Source organism: Pseudomonas sp. Sample_21 (genome assembly GCF_004307525.1).
GTDB classification, from domain to species: domain Bacteria; phylum Pseudomonadota; class Gammaproteobacteria; order Pseudomonadales; family Pseudomonadaceae; genus Aquipseudomonas; species Aquipseudomonas atacamensis.
In genome coordinates this window covers 137,283-162,100 of the sequence record NZ_RCNZ01000104.1, presented here as the reverse complement: position 1 = coordinate 162,100, position 24,818 = coordinate 137,283, and the positions used below count along the sequence as shown (strand labels likewise).

Here is a 24,818-nt window from a genome sequence, read left to right as displayed (position 1 = left end):
CTCTTCGCGAGCAGGCTCGCTCCCACATTTGAAATGCATTCCCCTGTGGGAGCGAGCCTGCTCGCGAAAGCGTCAGCTCAGCCAGCTTCACTCAACAACCGATACCCAACCCCCGCCTCAGTCACGATAAACCGTGGCCGGGTCGGGTCATCCGCCAGTTTCTGCCGCAGATGCCCGACCACGATGCGCAGGTAATGACTGTCCTCGGTGTGCGTCGGCCCCCAGATATCCTTGAGCAATTGCTGCTGGGTGATCACCCGCCCCGGATGCCGCGCCAGTTGCGCCAGCACCGCATATTCCTTGCGGGTCAGGGCGACTTCGGCGCCATCGAGCAGCACGCGCCGATAGGCCAGATCCACGGTCAACGGGCCGAAACTCAGCGCCGCCGGCTGCGCCTCCCCCGCCGGTGCCTGGCGCAACAACGCGCGAACCCGGGCGAGGAATTCCTGGATCCCGAACGGTTTGGTCACGTAGTCGTTCGCGCCGCCATCCAGCGCTTCGACCTTCTGCCCTTCACTGGCGCGCACCGACAGCACCAGCACTGGCGTGGTCGCCCACTCGCGCAGTTCGCGCAGGACCTGCTGACCGTCCATGTCCGGCAGGCCGAGATCAAGCACCACCAGGTCCGGTTTGCTCAGCGCAGCTTGCGCCAGGCCTTCAGCGCCGGTGCCGGCTTCGAGCACTTTGTAGCCTTGTGAAGCGAGGCTGATGCGCAGGAATTTGCGAATCTGCGGTTCGTCGTCGATGACCAAAATGGTCGCGGTCTGGCTCATGAATTCACATCAACACAATAGATTGGCAAGAGAGTAGCGCAGTCGACTTCAAGCTTCACCGTCCATCCCCGGTTGTGCCTGCAACGGCAGGTGCAAGGTGATGCAGGTGCCGCGCCCGTCGATGCCGTCAGCCACGGAAATACGCCCGCCGTGCGCGCCGACCATGCCCTGACAGATCGCCAGCCCCAACCCCGTGCCCTGCCCGCCGCGATCACCGCGCGCGGCGGTGTAGAACATGTCGAAAATCTTCGCTCGGTCCTCTTCAGGGATCCCCGGGCCTTCATCGCTGACCGCAAAAAAAATCTCCTGCTCATCGGCGCCGGCGCGCAGTTGCAGGCGACCGTGGCTGGGGGAAAAGCGCGCGGCGTTCTCCAGCACGTTGACCAGCGCCTGTTCGATCAACGCCGCGTGCACATAGAGCAACGGCAACTCGGCCGGCACTTCGGTGCTGACCTGCAGCGGCGCCAGCACGGCGCGCAGGCGATTGAGCGAACTGCCGACGATATCGGCCGGCGATACCCAGTCGCGCGCCAGCTTCAAGGCGCCGTGGCCGAGCCGAGTCATGTCGAGCAGGTTCTGGATGTAGCGGTCGAGGCGTTCGGCCTCGTCGCGGGTACCTTCGAGCAGCTCGCGGCGATCCTCCAGCGGGATCGCTTCGCCGAGGGCCAACAGGCTGTCGATGCTGCCGCGCATGGCCGTCAGCGGCGTGCGCAAATCGTGGGACACCGAGGCCAGCAAAGCGCTGCGCAACTGTTCGGTTTCGCCGTGCAGACGCGCCGCTTCGAGGTCATCGGCCAATTGCGCGCGGGCCAGGGCTTGCGCCAACGGCTGGCTCAGCGCAGTGAGCAAACGTCGGCGCTGACCGCTCAAGCTCTGGCCTTCCTTGGCGCAAACACCAAGCAACGCCAGCGGCCCGTCCTCGACCGACAACGGCCACCACCACCAACGCCCCAGCGGCAAGGTACCGGTGCCCTTGCCCGCAGGTTGATCGTGTTGCCAGGCCCAATCGGCGGCGGCGCGTTCGGCCTCGGTAAATTGCAGTGGCCCGCCGGTTTCGACTTTCCAGCCGCCCTGCCCGTCGCGGTTGAGCAAGCACAATTGCACATCGCTCCAGCCTTCGAGGTGTTGCGCGGCGGCGCTGATCACGGCCTGGCGATCCGTCGCGGCGGTGAGTTTGCGCGACAGGTCGAGCAGCTCGCTGGTCTCTTCCTGGGTATCGCGCAAGGCCTGCAACTGCCGCCGCTGACGCGCCGCGAGGTTGCCGGTGAGCGCCGCCATCAACAGGAAGAACAGCAGCGTCAGCACGTCTTCTTCGCGCTGAATGCTGAAAGAGAAATTCGGCGGGATGAACAGAAAATCGTAGGTGAGAAACGACAGCGCCGCACAGGCCAGCGCCGGGCCGAGGCTGCTGCGCACCGCCACCAGCAACACCGCCGCGAGAAACACCAGCGAGATGTTCGGCAGCGGCAACACACTCGACACCGCCCAGGCCAAGGCCGTGGCTAACAACGTCGCGACCAGCGCCAGCGCGTAGTCGAACCACACCAGCGTGACTGAATTGCGCGGGCGCGGTTGGTGCTGCTCGTGATCACTGTCGAGCACGTTGATTTCCAGACCGTGAGCCTGACGCAGCAGGCGCGCCGCCAGGCCACCGCCGAACAGGCGACGGCGCAACCGTGGCCGCGACTGGCCGACCAGCAACAGACTGGCGCGGCGTTCGGCGGCGTGTTGAATCAGGGTTTTCGCCACTTCGCCAGCCCGCAACAGCACCACTTCGCCACCGAGGCGTTCGGCCAGTTGCTGGGCGCTTTGCAGGCGCAACCGTGATTGCTCATCCCGCGCACTGCCGTTGTCGACATGTACCAGACTCCACGGCAGATGCCGGCGCTGGGCGACGCGGCTGGCGTGACGCACCAGCCGCTCGGCCTGCGCATCGCCATCAATACCGACCAGCAAACGCCCGCGCACCGCCGGCGCGGCCTGGCCGAGTTGGCGATAGCCCTGGGCGAGATCGTTGTCGACCTGCGCGGCAGCGGTCTGCATTGCCAGTTCGCGCAGTGCGGTGAGATTGGTCTGGGTGAAAAACGCATCGATGGCGGCGCGGGCCTGTTCCGGCACGTAGACCTTGCCTTCGCGCAGACGCTCAAGCAATTCACGCGGCGGCAGGTCAATCAGCAGCAGCTCGAAAGCTTCCTGCAGGACCCAGTCCGGCAGGGTCTCGCGCACCTGTACGCCGGTGATACCGCGCACCTGATCGTTGAGGCTTTCCAGGTGCTGGACGTTGACCGTGGTGAACACGTCGATGCCGGCGGAGAGCAGTTCCTGAATGTCTTGCCAGCGCTTGGCGTGACGGCTGCCGGGGGCGTTGCTGTGGGCCAGTTCATCCACCAGCACAAGCTTCGGCTTGGCCGCGAGAATGCCGTCGAGGTCCATTTCCTCAAGCAGCACGCCACGGTATTCGCTGCGCACCAGTGGTTGCTGCGGCAGGCCGCCGAGCAAGGCTTCGGTTTCGGCGCGGCCATGGGTTTCGACCACGCCGGCGATGACCTTCACGCCTTGGCGCAGTTGCGTGTGCGCCGCCTGGAGCATGGCGTAGGTCTTGCCGACCCCGGGGGCTGCGCCGAGGAAAACCTTGAGCCGGCCACGGCCATCGCGGGGCAGGTCTGCTAATAATGCGTCGGCGCGGCCGGAGTCGCTCATGCTTGATGTTCTCTCTTACGAATGATCGTTCCGACGCTCTGCGTGGGAATGCAGTCCGGGACGCTCTGCGTCCCATAAAAGCAGACGCAGAGCGTCTATTGATGCATTCCCACGCAGAGCGAGGGAACGATCGGTATCAACTGAATTACAGGTTTTGCAGTGCCAGGTTCAGCTCCAGCACATTCACCACCGGCGGCCCCACCAGCGGTTGTTCGATGTGCTTATCGAGCAATTGCTGCAAGGTCGACACCGGCAGGTTGCGCGCCGCCGCGACACGCGCCAGTTGATAGGCAATTGCTGCCGGTGGCAAGTGCGGATCGAGGCCGCTGGCGGAGGTGGTCAGCAAGGCCAATGGCACCGGCCCCTGCCCAGCGACTTGTTGTTTTTGCGCGTCTTCGATTACGCGGGTCGCCAGGGCCGGATTGCTCGGCGCGAGGTTGCTGGCGCCGCTGGCGACCGTGGCAAAAGCCCCGGCGGACGGCCGTGGGTGGAACCAGTTGTCGCCGCTGAAATCCTGAGCAATCAACGACGAGCCGCGAACTTTGCCGTCGGCGTCGTGGATCAGGCTGCCGTTGGCCTGAGCCGGGAAAGCGACCTGGGCGATGCCGGTGACCGCGAGTGGATAGGCGACGCCGGTGATCAGGGTCATCAGCGCTAACAGGGTCAGGGCCGGGCGTATCATTGTGGACATTTCAAGATCCTCGAATTCGTTGGACAAACTTTTGCCGGGTGTCAGGGAGATCTTTTCCCCCTCACCCCAGCCCTCTCCCCCAAGGGGGCGAGGGAGAAAGGGAGCCGATCTTCATGCTGTTCAAGACCTGAGTTCGGCTCGGAATTTCAGGTCGGCGAACCTCGCACAAACACCTCGGTCAGTCCCCTCTCCCCCCGGGAGAGGGCTAGGGTGAGGGGCTCTTTTCAGCCTCACACCAGATGCAACGCCGTAAGCAGCATGTCGATCACCTTGATCCCCACGAACGGCACGACAATCCCGCCGACGCCATAGATCAGCAGATTGCGCCGCAGCAACGCCGCCGCACTCGCTGCCTGCACCCGCACGCCGCGCAATGCCAGTGGAATCAGCACAACGATGATCAGCGCGTTGAACACAATGGCCGAGAGAATCGCGCTCTGCGGACTGCTCAGATGCATGATGTTCAGCACGCCCAACTGCGGGTAAATCGAGGCGAACAGCGCCGGCAGAATCGCGAAATATTTGGCGATGTCGTTGGCGATGGAAAAGGTCGTCAGCGCGCCACGGGTCACCAGCAATTCCTTGCCGATCTGCACCACGTCGAGCAGCTTGGTCGGGTCGCTGTCGAGGTCGACCATGTTCGCCGCTTCGCGTGCCGCTTGCGTGCCATCGTTCATCGCCATGCCGACGTCTGCCTGGGCCAGCGCCGGGGCGTCGTTGGCGCCGTCGCCGCACATGGCGACCAGGCGACCGTCGTTCTGCTCGTGACGAATCCGCGCGAGTTTTTTCTCCGGCGTGGCTTCGGCGAGCACATCATCGACGCCCGCTTCAGCGGCGATCGCTGCTGCGGTCAGCGGGTTGTCGCCGGTGACCATCACCGTGCGAATCCCCAGTTTGCGCAACTCGGCAAAACGCTCGCGGATGCCTGGTTTGACCACGTCCTTGAGATGGATCGCACCAAGCAATTTGCCGTCAGCGCAGACCAGCAACGGCGTGCCGCCACTTTGGGCAATCTTGTCGATCTCGCGCGCCAGCGCCGGGGCCAGATCGGTGCGCTGCTGACCGAGAAACGCCAGCAGCGAATCCACCGCTCCTTTGCGATATACGCGGCCCTGATAATCGACGCCGGACAAACGGGTTTCCGCGCTGAACGGCACGGCGATTAGGGTTTCCGGGGCCGGCTCCGGTTGTGGATGCAGGCCACGAAGGAACTCGACGATCGACTTGCCTTCAGCGGTTTCGTCGGCCAGCGAAGCAAACAACGCGCCTTCGGCCAGCTCACGGCCGGTCACACCCGGCGCGGCATACACCGCGCTGCAACGACGGTTACCGAAGGTGATGGTGCCGGTCTTGTCGAGCAACAGCACGTGCACGTCACCCGCCGCTTCCACCGCGCGGCCGGATTTGGCGATCACATTCAGGCGCACCAGCCGATCCATCCCGGCGATACCGATGGCCGACAGCAGACCGCCAATGGTGGTCGGGATCAGCGTGACCAATAACGCCACGAGGAACACCAGCGGCAGGCTGCCATTGGCGAAATGCGCGAACGGTTGCAGGGTGACGACCACCAGCAGAAAGATCAGGGTCAGGCCGATCAGCAGGATATCCAGCGCGACTTCGTTCGGGGTCTTCTGACGCTTGGCGCCTTCGACCAGGGCGATCATGCGGTCGAGGGTCGATTCACCAGGGTTGGTGGTGATCTTCACCAGCAGCCAGTCGGACACCAGCCGCGTGTTGCCGGTGACGGCGGAACGGTCGCCGCCAGACTCGCGGATCACCGGCGCCGATTCACCGGTAATCGCCGCTTCGTTGACCGCCGCGATGCCTTCGATGACTTCGCCGTCACCGGGGATCATTTCCCCGGCTTCGACTCGCACCACATCGCCCTTGCGCAGATTGGCAGCCGGCACGATCTTGAAGCTGCCATCGGCTTGGCGGCAACGGGCGCTGAGGCCTTCGCTGCCGGCCTTGAGGCTGTCGGCGCGGGCCTTGCCACGACCTTCGGCCAAGGCCTCGGCGAAGTTGGCGAACAGCACGGTGAACCACAGCCACAGAGCGATTTGTGCGGCGACGAAGGTCGGCACATCAGCGTCCGGAAGGAAGCACAGCACGGTGGTGAAAATCGCCGTCAGTTCGACCACCAGCATCACTGGCGAACGCGCCAATTGCCGAGGGTCGAGCTTGACGAAGGCTTGCACCAGCGCCGGACGCCACAGGGCCGAGATCGCGGTTTTGGCTTGTTCCGGCGCTTTGACGGCGGCGGGTTTGATTGCAGGCATATTCATGATGGATTCCTTAGAAGCCCATACTTAAATGTTCGGCGACAGGACCGAGCGCCAGCGTCGGCAGGAACGTCAGGCCGCCCACCAGCAAAATGGTCACGGTCAACAGGGTCACGAACAGCGGGCCGTGAGTCGGAAAGCTGTTCTGGCCAACCGGTGCGCTTTTCTTCATCGCCAGGCTACCGGCCAGTGCCAGCACAGGCAGGATGTAGCCGAAACGGCCGATCAACATGCCCAGGCCGAGCATCAGGTTGTGGAACGGCGTGTTCGCGCCCAGGCCACCGAATGCCGAACCGTTGTTGGCGCTGGCCGAGGTGTAGGCGTAGAGCAACTGACTGAAACCGTGCGCGCCGGGGTTGCTGATGGTTGCCGCAGCGCTGGGAACCGTGGCGGCAATGGCGCCGAGCACCAGCACGCCGACGGGCATCACCAGCAGCGTCACCACCAGCAATTGCACCTCACGCGCTTGAAGCTTCTTGCCGAGATATTCCGGCGTCCGACCGATCATCAGACCGGCGAGGAACACCGCGATCAGCACGTTGAGCAACATGCCGTAGAGCCCGGCGCCGACACCGCCGAAGATCACTTCGCCGACCATCATGTTGACCAGCGCGACCATGCCGCTCAGCGGGTTGAGGCTGTCGTGCATGCCGTTGACCGAACCGTTCGAGGCCGCCGTGGTAGTCACCGACCACAGCACCGTCGCGGTAGTGCCGAAGCGCGCTTCCTTGCCTTCCAGCGGCGCAGTTTGCTCGACAGCGGCGTTGTTCAGGGTCGGATTCGGCTGATACTCGGCCCACAACGAGGTCGCGCCGCCGATCAGGAACAGCGCCAGCATGCAGGCGATGATCGCGCGGCTCTGACGCAGGTCCTTGACGTAATGGCCGAAAGTGAACACCAGCGCCACCGGGATCAGGATGATCGAAGCGACTTCGAACAGGTTGCTCCACGCAGTAGGGTTCTCGAACGGATGCGCCGAGTTGACCCCGAAGAAACCACCACCGTTGGTGCCCAGTTGCTTGATCGCAATCTGGCTGGCGGCCGGGCCGAGCGGGATCACCTGATCGACGCCTTGCAGGGTCACGGCATTTACATACTGCGCGAAGGTTTGTGGCACACCCTGCCAGACCAGATACAGCGCCAGCAGCAGGCACAGCGGCAGCAGGCCATAGAGGGTGGCGCGGGTCATGTCGACCCAGAAGTTGCCGAGGGTCTGCGCCGATTTACGGCCGATGCCACGGCACAGCGCGACCAGCACGGCGAGGCCGGTGGCGGCGCTGACGAAGTTCTGCACGGTGAGACCGACCATCTGGCTCAGATAGCTGAGGGTCGCTTCGCCACTGTAGGACTGCCAGTTGGTGTTGGTCATGAAACTGACCGCGGTATTGAACGCTTGGGTCCATTCCTGGCCCGGCAGATTTTGCGGATTCAGCGGCAGGTGATCCTGGAACAGCAGAATCGCAAACAGCAGCAGGAAACCGGCAAGGTTGAACGCCAGCAGCGCCAGCGTGTACTTCTGCCAGCTCTGCTCCGCCTGCGCATCGACCCCGGCAAGGCGATAGCAACCGCGCTCGACCGGGCCGAGAATCGGCGTCAGCCAGGTGCGCTGGCCCTCCATCACCTTGTAATAGAAGCGCCCAAGGAACGGCGCTGGCAGCAGGACCAGCGCAAAAAATCCGAGGATCAGCCAATAGTCATAACTGTGCATAGCCGCTCCTAGTTCCGGTCCGCGCGCAACAGCGCAACCAACAGATAAATGAACAGCCCCACTGCCAACAGCAGTGACACCCCGTCCAGAACGCTCATGGAAGATCTCCGTGTAACGGCGTATTGCCGTGTGTGCAGCGATTGTCGGGAAGGAGGCTGTAAAGGAACGAGAGCGAGGCGCGGCGTGGGTCATAAAGAAAGCGTAAAGAGTGGGTTTATGCGGGCTTTACGGCTGAGTTTCGTGGTGTTTGGGCTGGCGCCTTCGCGAGCAGGCTCGCTCCCACCGGGGCAACGCATTTCAAAATGTGGGAGCGAGCCTGCTCGCGAAGACGGCATCACCGACAACATCGCACCCAACTGGCGCACAAAAAGCAGCTATCCCCACCCGAACATCCCCGCTGCGACAGCTTTGAACTCATTACGACTTGTTTCAGCGTAGTGGCACGCCCACTGCACACGCCCTCCCCCGAAGCTTTCCAATCCTTCAGGGAGCAAGCGCATGAACACACAACTCAAACCCACGCTGGGCACGGTGCACCTGTGGGGCATTGCCGTGGGACTGGTGATTTCCGGGGAATATTTCGGCTGGAGTTACGGCTGGGGCGTGGCCGGTACGCTGGGTTTTCTGGTGACCTCATTCATGGTCGCGACCATGTACACCTGCTTCATCTTCAGTTTCACCGAACTGACCACCGCGATTCCCCATGCCGGCGGGCCGTTTGCCTACAGCCGCCGCGCGTTTGGCGAAAAAGGCGGATTGATCGCCGGACTGGCCACACTGATCGAATTCGTCTTCGCCCCGCCAGCGATTGCTTTGGCGATAGGCGCTTACTTGAATGTGCAATTTCCGGCACTGGACCCGAAACACGCGGCGGTCGGCGCGTACATCGTGTTCATGGGCCTGAACATCCTCGGCGTGAAACTGGCGGCGACGTTCGAGCTGATCGTCTGCGTGCTGGCGGTGGCTGAGTTGCTGGTGTTCATGGGCGTGGTCGCGCCGGCATTCAGCTTCAGCAACTTTGCCCTGAATGGCTGGGCCGGTTCCGACGTCTTCGGCGCGCCGGCAATTGCCGGGATGTTCGCGGCGATCCCGTTTGCAATCTGGTTCTTCCTCGCTATCGAAGGCGCCGCCATGGCCGCCGAAGAAGCCAAGGACCCGAAACGCACGATCCCAAAAGCTTATATCAGCGGCATCCTGACCCTGGTGTTGCTGGCCATGGGCGTGATGTTCTTCGCTGGCGGTGTCGGCGACTGGCGCACCTTATCCAACATCAACGACCCACTGCCGCAGGCGATGAAAACCGTGGTTGGTGACAACTCCGGCTGGCTGCACATGCTGGTGTGGATCGGCCTGTTCGGCCTGGTCGCCAGTTTCCACGGCATCATCCTCGGCTACTCACGACAATTCTTCGCTCTGGCCCGCGCCGGTTACCTGCCCGCCTCATTGGCAAAACTGTCGCGCTTCCAGACCCCGCACCGCGCAATCATCGCTGGCGGCCTGATCGGCATCGCGGCGATCTACAGCGACGGCCTGATCAACCTCGGCGGCATGACACTCACCGCAGCGATGATCACCATGGCCGTGTTCGGCGCGATCGTGATGTACATCATGAGCATGCTCAGCCTGTTCAAACTGCGTAAATCGGAACCGAATCTGGAACGTACTTTCCGCGCGCCGTGCTATCCGCTGGTTCCACTGATCGCGCTGGTACTGGCGGTGGTTTGCCTGGTGGCGATGGCATGGTTCAACACGTTGATCGGGCTGATTTTCCTCGGTTTCATGGCGGTGGGGTTCTGCTACTTCATGCTGACCGGGCAACTGCGCGCCGATGCGCCGGCGGATGCCATGTTGACCGGTCTGTAACACGGTTCAGATGTACCGGGCATAAGCGGCCTAGAATGGAACCACCGCGAAGTCGTTTCGCTCAAAGGTGGTATGCAGCATCGCACGGCGAAGTCCTCGCCCGTCAAGCTGCCATTAAGGAGAGCCGTTATGCCCTGGTATGCCTGGTTGATTCTGGTCGTTGCGATCGGCTCGATTGTCGGCGGATTGATGATGTTGCGCGACACCGCCAACAAGGTCGAACTGACCGATGAAGAACGCAAGCGCGTCGCACAGCGCAATGCCGAAGCGGATGCCAAGGATGCACAAGACCGCTGATACGAGCCCCGCCGCAATGGCGGGGTTTGTTTTTTCAGCACGATCGGACTTACCCGCAGGCTGTTTAGATTTTAGAAGTACAGTCACCATTTAATCTTCCGTGGTTAAGATGGCAGCATCGTCGCGGAGAGCTCCACATGCGTTACTCGCCAGATCACAAAGCCCAGACCCATCAACGCATCATCAAGGAAGCTTCCGCCCGATTTCGCAAGGACGGTATCGGCGCCACCGGCCTGCAGCCTTTGATGAAAGCCCTGGGCTTGACTCATGGCGGCTTCTACTCGCACTTCAGATCCAAGGAAGAACTGGTCGAAAAAGCCCTGCAAGAGGCCGGCGAGCAAGTCGCGGGCCTGTGCGAAGAAATCTTCGCGCAGGAAAACCCGCTGCAAGTCTTTATCGATACCTACCTGTCGGAGTGGCATCAGACCTCGCCCCACGAAGGCTGCCCGCTGCTGACCATTTCCTCGGAACTGGGCCTGCGCGGCCAGCCAAGCCCCACCAGTGACGAAGTCCTCAATGCTCGCCTTGAACAAATTCAGGCCACGCTCGATGGCGAGAACAGCGCCGATCGCAGCATTGTCATCATGGCGACCCTGGCCGGCGCTCTTCTGCTGTCACGCAGCGTCGCGGATGCCGACTTCGCCCAGCGCATCCTCGACGTCACCCGCGAGCATCTCAAGCAATCGAGCGATTAACCTTCCCAGCGCTTGAACAACACGCTCGCATTGACCCCGCCAAAACCGAAGCCGTTGGACAATGCATATTCGATCGCCATCGACCGCGCCTCGCCATGGACAATGTCCACCCCTTGGCTCGCTGGATCCGGGTTTTCAAAGTTGAGCGTTGGTGGCACCACCTGATCACGAATCGCCAGCAGCGTGAAAATCGCCTCCAGCCCACCGGCCGCACCGAGCAAATGACCGGTGGCGGATTTGGTCGAAGTCACGGCGATCTTGTTCTGCGTGCCAAACAACGCCTTGATCGCCGCCAACTCGCCCAAATCACCGACCGGTGTTGAAGTGGCATGAGCGTTGAGATGCTGCACCTGCTCCGGCGTCACACCGCCCTGAGCCAGTGCCAATTGCATCGCCCGGCGTGCGCCGCTGCCGTCTTCCGGACCGGCGGTCAGGTGATAGGCGTCGGCGGTGGTGCCGTAACCGACCAGTTCGGCCAGCGGCTTCGCACCGCGTGCAAGCGCATGCTCCAGCGACTCGATGACCAATAGACCGGCGCCCTCGCCCATCACGAAACCATCGCGCCCACTGTCGAAGGGACGCGAAGCTTTTTCAGGGGTGTCGTTATAGCCGCTGGACAGCGCCCGCGCGGCGGCGAAACCGGCCAGGCTGACGCGATCGATCGAAGCTTCAGCACCGCCACATACTGCGATGTCCGCCTCACCTGCTCGGATCAACCGCGCTGCATCGCCGATCGCCTGAACCCCGGCGGCACATGCGGTAACCGGAGCACCCAACGGCCCTTTGAGGCCATGCTGAATCGACACATGACCCGCCGCGAGATTGACCAGAAACGATGGAATGGTGAACGGCGACAACCGCCGAGGGCCACGGCTGTCGGTGGTACGCACCGCATCGGCAATCGCACCGAAACCACCGACGCCCGAGCCGATGATTGTCGCAGTGCGCTCCTGGCTTTCAGCGTCGGCTGGATGCCAGCCGGCCTGCTCCAGCGCCTGCCGCGCCGCTTCCATGGCAAACATGATGAAGCGATCCATTTTCTTCTGTTCCTTGGGCGGCGTCGCACGATCCGGATCAAATCCGGCCTCGGCATCCTCCTCCACCGTCGGCACACTGCCGCCGACCCGGGTCGGCAGATCAGCCACGACTGCATCTGGCAAGTTGCGCAATCCGGAACGACCGGCCAGCAAACGCTGCCAGACAATTTCAACATCACTGCCCAAGGGTGAAACCAGGCCCATGCCCGTGACGACGACTCGACGTTGGTTCATACCGTGGTTACCCCTTATCAATTCAATATTCGACGTGAATCGGTGTGTTGCGATTCGGCTGCTGAATCAGTCCCGATGGAAATTATTATAGGCATAATCAAGGCGTAATATGATACCCGTAATTTTCAGCGTTCAGGCATCCACCCGATCCGCACTCAATAAAAAGGCCGGTCAAAGACCGGCCTCTCGGCGTTGAACTGTCAGCTTAGTTCACTTCCAGCTTTTCACGATTGCGATCCAGAATCGCCTTGCCAATCCCCTTCACTTCCAGCAACTCATCCACCGACGCGAACGGCCCGTTTGTATCCCGATACGCAACAATCGCCTGCGCCTTCGCCTCCCCCACACCCGCCAACTCCTTTTGCAACGTCGCCGCATCAGCGCCGTTGAGATCGACCTTCGCGCTTGCCGAGGGCGCAGCTGCATCCATCAGCAACGGCGCTTTTGTTGTCTCGGTGGGCGCTACAGGCGCAGCAATCGCAGCGATCGAGGCGCTGGTGAGGAAAGCAAAGATCAGCGAGTAGAAATAACCGGTACGCATAAGTGACGCTCCATCATCGTTTTAGAAAGCAGCTTTTCCCAAGCTGCTCTCCAAACGTAGGTCATGATGGAGGGAAGTCAAAAATGCGAGCGTTACAGGATGTGAAACAATCACGGCTCGAGACGACGTTGCTGGTAGATCCAGTCAACGATCTCGCCGTCGGGGGTGTAGCCGGAGACGGTTTCGCGCAGGAGCTGGCGGACGCGGGTGTAGTCGTCGGCTTCCACGGCTTTGAGCAGTTCACTCAATCGGGCTTTCAAAACGTCCCAAGGAAGGTGATCCTCATTGGCGCTCATGATCATCGGATGCGACGTAGCTGCGACGTTGTCCCCGATCAACAATTCCTCGTACAGCTTCTCGCCTGGACGCAAACCGGTGAACTCGATGGAGATGTCGCCTTGAGGATTGCGCTCGGACCGGATGCTTAGTCCGGACAGGTGGATCATTTTTTCTGCGAGTTCGACGATCCGTACTGGCTCGCCCATATCCAGGACGAAGACGTCTCCGCCCTGCCCCATGGAACCAGCCTGGATGACCAACTGTGCGGCTTCGGGGATGGTCATGAAGTAGCGGGTGATTTTTGGATGGGTGACGGTCAACGGCCCGCCGGCTTTGATTTGGCTATGGAACAGCGGGATGACAGAGCCGGAAGAGCCGAGCACGTTGCCGAAGCGGACCATGGTGAAACGGGTTTTGTTGACTCTTGAAACGTTGGCTTTGTCGCCGAACAAGACAGGGGCGATTTCACGGCTCAGGGCCTGAAGTGTCAATTCCGCCAAGCGCTTCGTGCTTCCCATGACATTGGTGGGGCGGACCGCTTTGTCAGTGGAGATCAACACGAAGTTAGCGACGCCGCACTGCAAAGCCGCCTGAGCGGTGTTGAGGGTGCCGATCACATTGTTCAGCACACCTTCGGCAATGTTGTGTTCGACCATGGGCACATGCTTGTAGGCGGCCGCATGATAAACCGTGTCGACCTTCCAGGTTTTCATCACATCGAGCAATTTATCCTGGTGGCGTATGGACCCGAGTATGGGAAGCAATCGAACCGGAGCCGACTCTCGAGAGCTGCGTTGCTCCAGCTCTGAAAGAATGTTGTAGAGATTGAATTCACTGTGTTCGAACAACAGAAGCGCGGTTGGCTCCAACGCAAAAATCTGCCGACACAACTCCGAACCGATCGAACCGCCGGCACCTGTGACCATGACAGTCTTGCCTTTGATACAGCGCTCCAGAAGATCAGGCTGAGCTGGAACGGCATCGCGCCCCAGCAGGTCTGCAATATCGACTTCCTGAATATCTTCAACTTTGACTCGGCCACTCGCCAGATCGGAAAAATTCGGCACACTGCGAACGTGCAGTGGAAAGCCTTCAAGCAAGTTGAGAATTTCCCGGCGACGAGCACGAGTCGAGGATGGCAAAGCGAGAAGGATTTCCTGCGCCCCTGTGACGTCGATCATCTGCTGAATATGCTTGGGTTTATAAACCTGCAAGCCTGAGATCGAGCGATCGGAAATACCCGGGTCATCATCGATAAAGGCGACAGGGCGCAGAACGCGCCCCATGCGTAGTGCGGCAACGAGTTGATTGCCTGCTACGCCTGCGCCGTATATCGCAACTTTGGTCAGACCATCGTCACGGTTGGCAAAAGGAACATGCTGCGCGGCTGTAAACCAGTCCCCCATGAAGTATTGCCGCATACATAACCGCAACCCCCCAATGATGACCAGGCTCAACCACCAGTAATTGAAAATGATCGAGCGAGGCACAACCGCTTCGTGATTGCTGTACCAATAAACGACAACCGCCAGAATCAGCGAAGACAAACTGACAGCCTTGATAATTGCAATCAACGCGTCATTGCCAAAATAGCGCATGACGGCACGGTACATGCCGAAGCGAATGAACAATGGAATGGCCACAACAGGGGCGCAGACGAATAGCCAGAAGTGGACTTTGAAGGGGTTGTACATATCATCGATACCCAAGCGCACGATGAATGCCAACCACAGGGCCACCCAAACCAGAAAAATGTCTGTGCCAACCTGTATCAGTCGTTTGCGCCGCCGTGGTAGTCCAACGAGACGCTCTCTGACTTTATCCATTAACTCTTCAAGCACCTCAGTTTCCCTCTTTCAAATGCTGATCACCGTAATGAATCACCACAAGCCGGCATCATGACTCTAAACCTAGCTGACAGAATTGTTTTCTTTTCCCTCATCAGCGGTCTTTTCAAGCTCCCCAGCATGAAACCTGATCGCGAGAAAAACCAGCGGGATATAGGCTAAAAGTACACCCCATACGCCGCCCAGTTCAAACCGTATAACACCTACCGCAATCGGCAACAGCCAGCATAGATTGATCAAGCCTGTTGCCAAGGTTACGGGCAAATGCCGGCCAAATTGCCTGGAAGCAAACTGATAGGCGTGGCTTCTGTGAGCCTCATACAGTTTGTCTCCTCTGAACAGGCGCCGGAACAACGTGAAGGTGGCATCCACGATAAACACACCGAGCAGTATGAGCCAGCCCCAAAATAGTGAAGGATCATGCCACGCAGCCTGCAGAGAAAGACCGCCCAGAACAACGCCAAGAAATCCGCTACCCGCATCACCCATGAAAATTTTTGCCGGCGGAAAATTCCAGCAGAGAAAGCCCATCACCGCCGCAGCCAACATCAACGGAGCACAGATCAACGCTGCTGCATCGACAAGCCAATACAACACACACGCCCCAAGACAAACACAAACCGCCTCGACACCTGCGATGCCATCGATGCCATCCATGAAGTTGTAAAGATTAAGTAGCCATACCAGATAAAACAGTGCCAGGAAATGACCAAAGATACCCAGATCGACCTGCGCTCCGAGTACCTCAACCACGGGCATGCCGCCCATCCAGAACAACAGCCATCCCGCAGCCAGAAAATGCCCCAGCAGACGCCAGCGTGCCGCGATATGGCCGTGGTCATCCATGAAGCCAATCACTGCAACCAGACTTCCAGCGCCGGCAACAGCGAGAAAAGCGCTACCCGAAGTAACTCCGACGCCCCATAACACTACTTGCGCAAAAACAAATGCGATCACTATCGCTACGCCACCGCCACGAGGAGTAGGCACAGAGTGCGAACTGCGCGCATTCGGAATATCCATCAAACTGCGCGCCAATGCGTAACGGCGTAACGCCCAGGTGAGGGAGAAGGATAGGCACAGAACGACGGAAAGGAACCATCCATAAGTCATGATTTGCGGGTTTCCAGAAAGTGCGTTGCGGTCAAAGCAAGACCCTTATCGAGACTGATGGGCGGGGTCCAACCCAGTAACTGTCGATTTTTACCGATATCGACCTGCAGAGAGCCGAAAAGCCGCTGAGATATAGACCGCCGTCCTACCAGTGCCAACAGCCGCTTCATCACCCATACCGGAACAGGCAAGAGATAACTGGGCTTACCCAACGCTTGGCCTAGCTTGCGCAACAGGTCACTCGTGGAAACATCTTCGCCATCGCTCGCCATAAAAGTTTGATTGGCAGCACCCGGATGGCTGGCACAGGTCACGATGAGATCTACAAGATTGCCTATTGACACCAGACTACGGCTGTTACGCACTGAGCCGAATGGTAACGGGACGCCGCGCTCCAGCCATTGCATCATGGTGAGAAAATTAGCTTTCACCCCCGGACCGTAGACCAGAACCGGGCGAATAATCACCACTTCCATATCCGTAACCTGCGCCAGTCGCTTTAAGCCCTGCTCGGCTTCAAATTTGGAAATGCCATAGGCGTCAAGTGGTGCAGGCAAATCATCGGCGCAAAAAGGAGCGCCTGAAAAAGTGCTCTCTCCGTTCACTTTCACCGAACTGACGAAAATAAACCGTTTAACTCCTGACGCTGCAGCCTGACGAGCGAGATTCAAAGTCGCATCGACATTGATTTCTCGGAATGCAGCCAAGGGATCGACCGCGACTTCGTCCATGACGTGAACGCGCGCTGCCGCATGGACGACAACATCAACTTCTGTGAGGACGCGACTCCAATCGTTAGCCCCACTGAGACCTTCGAAGGGTATAACGTCCACACCTGGAGCATGCTCATGAGTTCTAGTACGCATCGGCGCTACGACAGAACAATCCGACTCCAGTATTAGCCGATCTATGAGTGCTCTCCCCAGAAAACCATTACCGCCGGTAATCAGGAATGTCTTGGATCTCATGAAAGCACCTTGAGCTAAGAAATCAATACTTGCCTGTCGACAACAGCCTCGTTGAAGCGGCAAATGGACGCGTGACTGTAGCAACCATGGAGATCACTTGGTCGAGGGATATGCGAGTGGCAGTCTATTGAATTACGCGATTCTTGGCCACTTCAAAGCAGCAGGAAAAGACAACTTGCGCCACGTCATAAAACCCTGAAACCCGCCTTCATTGAGGCAAAATTCACTGCTGCATTTTGCGCGGCTTACAGACTCTAACAAACCAAGTTCTTTGGCAAACTCACGCACACACTCTGCAACAAGCAATATTAAATGAAACAAACTTTGCTTGAGAAAAACTTGCACGCACGTAGCCAGACAATAAAACGAAAAAAATCGACTCTAATTATCCGCAAACATCCGCCAGGCAAGGCATTGTCCTGACAGCCCATTAACATGGGTTGCGAAAAGCTTTATAGCAACGAGCGATAAATATCAGCGTAGGATTGCGCCATCATACTTGAGGAAAACACCTCCTCAAACCGGCGTTCGGCGGCCAAGCCCATCCTGGCAGCTGTCGCAGGTTCGCTCCACAGCGTTGTCATAGCCTGTGCCAATGCAATGGAATCCCTGGGAGGGACGACCAATCCGGTTTCTTCGGCAATATTGATGTAGGTGGTGCCCGAGCCAATTTCACAAGAGATCATCGGTTTTCCGTACATAGCCCCTTCGAGCAGGGAAATTCCGAAAGACTCCGATCTCAAATGCGACGGAAAGACAAAAGCGTAGCAAAGCGTCAGCAGCGCAGCCTTGTCTTCGTCAGGTAACAACCCCAGAAAATGCACGTTGGGCACACCCGCTCCCGCGGCTTGAGCCTTGAGTTCTGCCTCAAGATGCCCGCCTCCAAGAATGGCCACCGGTAACCCGGTCGCCCTGGCTGCCTCAAGCAAGTAATCCAGGCCCTTGTAATAACGCAGGGCACCTACAAAAAGAAAAAATCGCTCACCCAACCGGTCTCGCCAGAATGCCAGTTTCTCTGCAGAAGGGACGGGATAAGTCGAGCGATCCAGACCGTAAGGAACAACCCGTACCTTATCTTCAAATCGTGTCAAAACCGGGCTGCTGGCCAGATAATTTGGCGACGACGCGACAATACAGTCGACACTGGACAAGAAGCGATTCATTAGTGGCTGATAAAGTTTGAGAAGCGTTTTTTGCTTGACGATATCGGAGTGATAGCTGACCACACTAGGCTTGCCGACTCGACTCGCAAAATGAACGAGATCCATGTAAGGCCAAGGAAAATGGTAATGAACAATATCCGCTTCTCGAGCCAGCTCGATGAAATCCCTGAGCGCCGAAAACGAGAATCCCGTAGAAGCAACGTGAAGATCCAGTTTTGAGCGATGGGTCAGATGATGCGCAATCGGTTCATTGCGTGCAGCCCCTCGCTCACTGAGATAGAGCACTTGGGACTCGTACCCATGCTGCAAACCACCTTCGGCAATCTGAAAGATGACTTGTTCGATGCCCCCCATTGTCTCCGGGTAATAAGTCTTGAAGAAGTGCAGAACCTTGATCATCGCCCGTCGACCACCTTCTGATAAACCTCGAACGTTTCTTTTGCGCACCGCTGCCAGGAAAACTTCGCTGTGTGCAGTAATCCCTGCTCGATGGCACTGGCGCGCCACACCTCATCTTCAAGGCCTCGGCGCAAAAGCTCAGTCAACGCCAGCGTGTCCGTTGCTTCGCACATAAGTGCCGCATTACCGGCAACCTCTGGCAGGGAAGAACTGTTGGAGCAAACGACGGGAACGCCCGAACTCATAGCCTCTAGCACCGGTAAACCGAAACCCTCGTACAACGAGGGGAAGGTAAATAGCCGGGCGCCGGCAAACAACAGAGGCAAGTCTTCGCTGGGAACAAAACCGAGATAGTAGGCCCAGCCCTCGCGACGTGCGCTTTCAAGCCGGTTATGAATATCCTCGTTTTGCCATCCATAGTAACCCGTCAACACGAGCGGCCAGCGCTTGCGCAGCTCCAGTGGCAGACGTGAATAAGCATTGAGCAAGGTATCAATATTCTTGCGCGGCTCGATGGTACCCACAAACAAGCTGTAGCCGCCCGCCTGAAGACCATGTCGCGACAGAGTCAACCAGAGGTCGTCCGCAGACCGAGGATGAAACTCGGCAGAACTGGCCAACGGCACAGTGTGAATCCGCTCAATAGGCCAGGAAAAATAGTCGGACAACTCTTTACGCGTGTATTCAGAGTCCGTTATCAAAGCATCAGCCCTGACCAACGTCGTCTTGAGCTCCTTCTGCAAATAGCGCACAAGTTGCGGCGCATGACAGTGGGACCACGTAAAGGGAGAAAGATCGTGAAAGGTAGCAACACTGCGTCCGGCAAACGGAGGCAGATAATAATTGGGGCTGTGGTAAAGAAATTCACCATGACCTTTAAGCGCTCGCTTCCTGAGCAATGGCATCAGCAAACGATAGGCCTCAACCGCCAGGACATTCTTCTGAACGGCTCGCTTCAGACCATAACCGTTACCCGACGTATCGGAAGCAGCAGGCAACGACGGTAGAAATCGCCGACCTGCAAAAAACTGCAGGTCAGTAATTTCACAATTCTGCTGCAGTCGCAGCGCCAACTCATAGGTGTAGCGACCAATGCCGGTCAGTGGAAAACGGACCGGCTCAACAGAAAGAATTAACTTCATTTATCAGCCGTCAGCATCCAGCTCAGGGTTTCGCTTAGAGGCGCCGTTGCCCATCCGGGAACCAGATCCCGCAGCTTCGAGTTATCCCCGCACAAGGTTTTCACCTCGTTGGCGCGGACAAACGCTGGATTCACGTCGACTTCGATGTCATGCCCAGTCAGCGACTTGCACAACTCGATAACCTCTCGAAGTGAGTGCGTTTGTCCCGAACTGACATTCACGATCTGCCCCAAGGGTTTCGCGTCGATCAAACCACGATAAGCCTTGACCAACGCCCGAACATCACTGAAGTCGCGCCAAACATCGAGGTTACCCAATTCAATCCTTGGCGCCTTGCGCAGGAAATGGGAGACGATTTTCGGCAACAGGAAGTTCTCGGCCTGCCCAACACCTGTGTAATTGAATGGCCGCGCGATAACTATGGGAAGACGATCCATCCAGAGCTTGGCCATGTACTCCATGGCCAGCTTGCTAACGGCGTAATCGTTGGCAGGAGCCGGCACTGTAGCTTCCGACAACATGCCTCCCGATGCATTGCCATAGACATTGGCGCTGCTGGCAATCAAAACGCAATCCGGAGCCTTCCCGCTAGCGGCAACAGCATCCAGCAAATTACGCGTGCCTATCAAGTTGACTTGATAGAACGCATCCGCCGCACCATGTCCGACAAATGCCAGAGCTGCAAGGTGCACAACGACATCCGGCTGAATCTTTGCCAGCAACGTGCGTAGACCAATACCGTCAGCCAGGTCGACTTGATGATAATTGTGATCGTCGGAGGGTTGACTGCCCATCCCGACAACTTCGTAGCCATGAGCTTGCAGCTCAGCCGCCATGTAGCGACCGGTAAATCCATGAATACCCGTAATCAGCGCACGTTTGCCAGCATTGATCATCAGAAAGAGAACCCTTGCTTGTTACGACGCAGGTCAGCCTCGACCATCATGCGGCAAAGCTCTTCAAGCGAAGTTTTCGGTTCCCAACCCAACACTTCTTTGGCCTTGGCCGGGTTGCCAATCAGCAACTCAACTTCGGTAGGACGGTAGAACTTCGGATTGATGGTAACCAGTACCTTGCCGGTAACAGCATCAGTGCCCTGTTCGGCTTCAGCAGTGCCCGACCAGGAAATAGTGATACCAGCGGCCTTGAACGCCATGGATACGAAATCACGGACGGTCTCGGTACGATTGGTCGCCAATACGAAGGTATCCGGTACATCAGCCTGCAGCATGCGCCACATCCCTTCTACGTACTCCTTGGCAAAACCCCAGTCACGTTTGGCATCGAGGTTGCCCAGCTCCACTTTATCGAGCAGACCGAGCTTGATCTTGGCCACGGAGTCAGTGATTTTGCGGGTTACGAACTCACGACCACGCAGAGGCGATTCGTGGTTGAACAAAATACCGCTGGTCGCAAAAATACCGTACGACTCACGGTAGTTGATGGTCATCCAGTGAGCGTAAAGCTTGGCGACGCCGTAGGGGCTGCGCGGATAGAAAGGCGTGCTCTCGACCTGCGGAATAGCCTGTACCTGACCAAACATTTCAGAAGTCGATGCCTGGTAGAAACGCACCTTTGGATTGACGATGCGGATCGCTTCCAGAAGGTTCACGGCACCAAGGCCAGTGATTTCGGCAGTAGTGATTGGCTGCTCGAACGACACGCCCACAAAGCTCTGCGCGGCGAGGTTATAAACCTCGGTGGCTTCAGTGGTTTGCAGCAAACGGATGCTGGCAGAGAGATCTGTCAGATCATATTCGACCAAATGCAGGTTAGGGTTCTGCTGGATACCCAGCTCTTCGATACGCCAGAAATTGACAGAACTGGTACGACGGTAGGTACCGTAAACGGTGTACCCCTTCTCCAGCAGCAGTTCCGCCAGGTAGGCGCCGTCTTGACCAGTGATGCCAGTTACGATTGCTTTCATGCGAATCCTCTAAACTCCATTTGAACGTCGTGATAACAAGAAAAAATGCAGTCTGGCAATGTGGATGAGGCCGAGACTTTGCATTTTTCTGCGGAACGGGAGAATAGTACCCCATGAACCGATATTTGCCGCCCCCCTGACGACTTTTTAGGCGTTTGGATCAACCTGCCAGGGGACCTTGTCGAAAGCCATCGGCAAGCCTACAAGCCAAATTTTTCGCAAGTTCGCGCAATTCAGGTACGGCTGTGGCTTCCCATAAATCGGCCTTGAGCATCGGACCTATATAGGAAAGCCATGTTGAAACATTCCCGTCAGCGTTTTTAACCGCCAAGCGTTCATCTACATGCAACCCCAAACCGAGTAAGTCTGGCAGGAGAAGTCCTTCATCGCGTAATTGAGTAATCAACCGATCATCGACATACCGTAAATTCGAATTGGGCCCGGTACAATTGATAACCTGCCCAACATCGATATATTCGGTCTGGTGGCTACCACGTCTCTGAAAGCTAACACGCACGCCCTTGCCTTCTGGGCTTATTTCCTTAATTCGCCCTGCCAATGAAATGATTCGTCCGCTGCCCAGCGCCTCTAGAAAGCGCTCATGAGTCTCAGGGGCAACACGATGACGATGCACATCCCAGTAAGGTTGCAGATGGCGCAAAAAACGGCGCCGCTCGATCTCTGGCAGTCGAGCCCAAAGCGCCGGCGTCGCTGGGCGCAAGGCAGCAATGAAATCCCGCCAATCACGACCTTCAACTTCACCCGTTTTAACAAGACCACGAACTTCCCGAAGATAATTGCTCGCCGTAGGCTTTACGCCAAGCAATCGTTCGGTGATTCCGGCATTCAACGCCAGCCCCTTACCGTGATGGCGATGAGCCAATGGTTGCAAGCCACGGCGCGACAACATGTAGATCGGGCGTGAATTGCACTGATCGATGTTGAGCGCTACATCCAGAGCGGTCAGCCCGGCACCGATCAGAAGGACGGGGTTGTCTGCATTGGGTAACAGACGCTCACGATCCCACGGATCCTGCTGATAGCAACCCGCGGAGATAGCAGGTCCAACGCATTGAGGATTCAGTGGCGCAAAGTGTCCGAATGCAAGCACGACGTGATCAGCACGTATTTGCTCTCCGTCTGCCAGCTCGACGATCGCACCCTTCTGATCAGACCGGAGGCTGTGCACCTCCGCCGCCAATCGATCAAGCGAAACGTTTTCTGCACGCTCCACGGCGGAGTCCAGCAAGAAGGACAGATAATCACCATAAAGCTTACGTGGCACAAAAGAGGACCCCGACACGCTCGGATCAGTTTTCTGGCAAAACTGTTGAAATGAATCGGGCTCATCCACCAAGGCTGTCATATTGCCAACCGGAACATTGAGCAAATGCTGAGCACTATTTGTTCCATACGCCAAACCTCGAGCCATACCGCCTGAGCGGTTGATCAGAATCACTCGAACACCAAGCGGGCAATGCGTCAAAAACTGAATGGCCGTTACTGTCCCACTAAAACCTGCGCCGATAATGACGAGAGTCTTCATGCCAGCACCCGCTGATTCAGACAGTCGAGAATTTTCGCCACGCAGGTTTCTAGACTCTCTTCCAGCGTATTGACACGAACATCGGGATCCAGCGGGCTCTCATAGACCGAGTCAATCCCCGTGAAATTCTTGATCACGCCGGAGCGAGCCTTGCCGTAAAGGCCCTTTGGATCTCTACGCTCACACTCCGCCAAAGGCGTGTCAATGAAGACCTCGATAAACTTTTCATCGCCAATCACGTCGCGAGCCAACGCACGATCACGTTGAAATGGGGAGATGAATGCAGTGATCACGATCAGGCCGGCATCCATGAACAATTTGGCCAGTTCTGCAATTCGGCGGATGTTTTCTTCCCGGTCAGCATCACTGAATCCTAGGTCTTTACACAGCCCCAGACGCACATTGTCGCCATCCAGTAAATAAGTATGCCGACCACGCTTGACCAATGCCAATTCCAAAGCGTTGGCGATGGTCGATTTGCCAGCGCCACTCAACCCGGTCAACCATAAGGTGATCGGCTTCTGCGACTTGACAAGCGCTCTCGTTGAGGCGTCGACAACAGACGCCTGGAAGACTAAATTTTTATTGGACACACCGGTACCTCGTATCACTGATATCTCAGATTACCATTGAAGTCGCGTACTCACGACAGCGGCCTCGAAGGCGGCCTTTCACCCCATTCCAACCCACCGCCAAGATATCAAGGGCAATAGAGAACAATCCCGTCGCACGACTGATCGATTGAAACGTGGACACCGAGCATCACTCGAGAAGATCCGGCGGACAACATATTGTAATCCGCCCGCCAAATACAGGAACTTACTTTAGCTAGCCAATCTCGAAGCGCACCAATCAATCGACAAGCAGATCTTCTCGGTTCAACTCCAGAAATGCATTCAATTCAGCCGGTGTACCTAATACATGGACGTCATTAACAGCAAGATCCGTTATTGAAATTTTCCGGCCCTCGGCAATCAGTTGTCGATAAAGTGGCGCAATGTAACGCTCGCCCCGAACGAGATTTTCGGCGTCAGCAAAGAAACGATCATAGGCTTTCTCATAGTCTTCAGCTCGCGAAAACCAGTACAGACCAATTGACGCGAAATCCGAGATACGCTGCTTTTCAGCCAAATCGGTAGCCCACTGATCATCACCCAATTTGACGAAACTCCAATGATCGCCCGGAACCTGGAAGCACGGAACCCATCCGTCAGCACCCTCACGAATAGAGGCTGGGAGCAAGGCGTGTGGATTAACATATGTATCGATATTATAAATAAGCAGAGGATCTTCTGGCCGCCAGAATTCACGTGCCAGATACGCACTCGTCGCTTGGCCATCAGTCACCTGACCAATCTCGATAACGTGGACATCACGAAGCTCCATTGCCTCGCTCTGCCTGCGAACATAATCAGCCGAATTATTTTCTTCCAGACATACAAAAATTACACGGCAATCGGCTGTAAGAAAATTCCGTAAAGAAAGCATCGACCAATCGAACAAACTTTTTCCATGCGCAGGGATTTCATACTTTGGTACCGTGTAACCGGCCTCATAGAAACGCGATCCGCGGCCCGCCATAGTGATAACAATATTCACCGACATGTCAG

General features: G+C 57.7%; 21 protein-coding genes. 3 read left to right on the top strand and 18 right to left on the bottom strand.

Going from position 1 to position 24,818, the window contains the following annotated elements:
• Window positions 1-77: 77 nt before the first annotated feature.
• The 6 genes from D8U71_RS19985 to kdpF form a co-directional block, all read right to left on the bottom strand.
• A complete protein-coding gene (locus D8U71_RS19985) occupies window positions 78-773 on the bottom strand; it encodes a response regulator (RefSeq protein ID WP_016770895.1) in 696 nt (231 codons plus the stop codon).
• A 48-nt stretch (window positions 774-821) separates the two neighbouring features.
• Window positions 822-3,473 (bottom strand): sensor histidine kinase KdpD, encoded by a 2,652-nt coding sequence (locus tag D8U71_RS19980; RefSeq protein WP_130888502.1) that lies wholly within the window; start codon window positions 3,471-3,473, stop codon window positions 822-824.
• 145 nt (window positions 3,474-3,618) lie between these two features.
• Window positions 3,619-4,164: a potassium-transporting ATPase subunit KdpC gene (gene kdpC, locus D8U71_RS19975; RefSeq protein ID WP_122603618.1), complete on the bottom strand. Its 546-nt coding sequence runs from the start codon at window positions 4,162-4,164 to the stop codon at window positions 3,619-3,621.
• A 230-nt stretch (window positions 4,165-4,394) separates the two neighbouring features.
• Entirely contained in the window at window positions 4,395-6,452 is a 2,058-nt protein-coding gene (gene kdpB, locus D8U71_RS19970; protein WP_130888501.1) for a potassium-transporting ATPase subunit KdpB, read from the bottom strand.
• 10 nt (window positions 6,453-6,462) lie between these two features.
• Window positions 6,463-8,157, bottom strand: a complete 1,695-nt coding sequence (gene kdpA / locus D8U71_RS19965; RefSeq protein WP_024013853.1) for a potassium-transporting ATPase subunit KdpA — start codon at window positions 8,155-8,157, stop codon at window positions 6,463-6,465.
• An 8-nt stretch (window positions 8,158-8,165) separates the two neighbouring features.
• Complete coding sequence (kdpF, locus tag D8U71_RS19960) at window positions 8,166-8,255, bottom strand: K(+)-transporting ATPase subunit F (protein WP_007899818.1); 90 nt, start codon at window positions 8,253-8,255, stop codon at window positions 8,166-8,168.
• Between the two features lie 400 nt (window positions 8,256-8,655).
• Between kdpF and eat the strand changes: the two genes are divergently transcribed.
• The 3 genes from eat to D8U71_RS19945 all read left to right on the top strand — a co-directional run bounded on the left by eat (window position 8,656) and on the right by D8U71_RS19945 (window position 11,012).
• Window positions 8,656-10,020, top strand: coding sequence for an ethanolamine permease (gene eat, locus D8U71_RS19955; protein ID WP_130888500.1), 1,365 nt, complete (start codon window positions 8,656-8,658; stop codon window positions 10,018-10,020).
• A 129-nt stretch (window positions 10,021-10,149) separates the two neighbouring features.
• Window positions 10,150-10,317 (top strand): DUF2897 family protein, encoded by a 168-nt coding sequence (locus D8U71_RS19950; protein ID WP_016770901.1) that lies wholly within the window; start codon window positions 10,150-10,152, stop codon window positions 10,315-10,317.
• 137 nt (window positions 10,318-10,454) lie between these two features.
• A complete protein-coding gene (locus tag D8U71_RS19945; protein WP_024013854.1) occupies window positions 10,455-11,012 on the top strand; it encodes a TetR/AcrR family transcriptional regulator in 558 nt (185 codons plus the stop codon).
• Here the strand turns inward: D8U71_RS19945 and fabF are convergent.
• From fabF to D8U71_RS19885, 12 genes are all read right to left on the bottom strand, one after another.
• Window positions 11,009-12,283: a beta-ketoacyl-ACP synthase II gene (gene fabF, locus D8U71_RS19940; protein WP_038860441.1), complete on the bottom strand. Its 1,275-nt coding sequence runs from the start codon at window positions 12,281-12,283 to the stop codon at window positions 11,009-11,011. The two genes, D8U71_RS19945 and fabF, sit on opposite strands and share 4 nt — an antisense overlap.
• A 205-nt stretch (window positions 12,284-12,488) precedes the next feature.
• Window positions 12,489-12,824: a helix-hairpin-helix domain-containing protein gene (locus D8U71_RS19935; RefSeq protein ID WP_056788395.1), complete on the bottom strand. Its 336-nt coding sequence runs from the start codon at window positions 12,822-12,824 to the stop codon at window positions 12,489-12,491.
• 110 nt (window positions 12,825-12,934) lie between these two features.
• Window positions 12,935-14,929, bottom strand: coding sequence for a nucleoside-diphosphate sugar epimerase/dehydratase (locus tag D8U71_RS19930; RefSeq protein ID WP_130888515.1), 1,995 nt, complete (start codon window positions 14,927-14,929; stop codon window positions 12,935-12,937).
• Window positions 14,930-15,013: 84 nt separating this feature from the next.
• Window positions 15,014-16,063 (bottom strand): glycosyltransferase family 4 protein, encoded by a 1,050-nt coding sequence (locus D8U71_RS19925; protein WP_130888499.1) that lies wholly within the window; start codon window positions 16,061-16,063, stop codon window positions 15,014-15,016.
• The gene (locus tag D8U71_RS19920; protein WP_130888498.1) at window positions 16,060-17,031 is read right to left on the bottom strand and encodes an SDR family oxidoreductase; all 972 of its coding nucleotides are present in this window, start codon (window positions 17,029-17,031) and stop codon (window positions 16,060-16,062) included. The genes D8U71_RS19925 and D8U71_RS19920 overlap by 4 nt, the downstream gene beginning before the upstream one ends.
• A gap of 452 nt (window positions 17,032-17,483) precedes the next feature.
• Complete coding sequence (locus D8U71_RS19915) at window positions 17,484-18,593, bottom strand: glycosyltransferase family 4 protein (protein ID WP_130888497.1); 1,110 nt, start codon at window positions 18,591-18,593, stop codon at window positions 17,484-17,486.
• Window positions 18,590-19,735 (bottom strand): glycosyltransferase family 1 protein, encoded by a 1,146-nt coding sequence (locus D8U71_RS19910; protein ID WP_130888496.1) that lies wholly within the window; start codon window positions 19,733-19,735, stop codon window positions 18,590-18,592. The genes D8U71_RS19915 and D8U71_RS19910 overlap by 4 nt, the downstream gene beginning before the upstream one ends.
• Window positions 19,732-20,631, bottom strand: coding sequence for a GDP-mannose 4,6-dehydratase (locus D8U71_RS19905; RefSeq protein ID WP_095048545.1), 900 nt, complete (start codon window positions 20,629-20,631; stop codon window positions 19,732-19,734). The genes D8U71_RS19910 and D8U71_RS19905 overlap by 4 nt, the downstream gene beginning before the upstream one ends.
• Entirely contained in the window at window positions 20,631-21,662 is a 1,032-nt protein-coding gene (gene gmd, locus D8U71_RS19900) for a GDP-mannose 4,6-dehydratase (protein WP_130888495.1), read from the bottom strand. The genes D8U71_RS19905 and gmd overlap by 1 nt, the downstream gene beginning before the upstream one ends.
• Before the next feature lie 160 nt (window positions 21,663-21,822).
• On the bottom strand, window positions 21,823-23,208 hold the full coding sequence (locus D8U71_RS19895; protein ID WP_130888494.1) for an FAD/NAD(P)-binding protein: 1,386 nt from the start codon (window positions 23,206-23,208) through the stop codon (window positions 21,823-21,825).
• Window positions 23,205-23,801 (bottom strand): adenylyl-sulfate kinase, encoded by a 597-nt coding sequence (gene cysC, locus D8U71_RS19890; protein ID WP_130888493.1) that lies wholly within the window; start codon window positions 23,799-23,801, stop codon window positions 23,205-23,207. The genes D8U71_RS19895 and cysC overlap by 4 nt, the downstream gene beginning before the upstream one ends.
• A gap of 259 nt (window positions 23,802-24,060) precedes the next feature.
• Window positions 24,061-24,813: a glycosyltransferase family 2 protein gene (locus D8U71_RS19885; protein ID WP_130888492.1), complete on the bottom strand. Its 753-nt coding sequence runs from the start codon at window positions 24,811-24,813 to the stop codon at window positions 24,061-24,063.
• Window positions 24,814-24,818 lie beyond the last annotated feature (5 nt).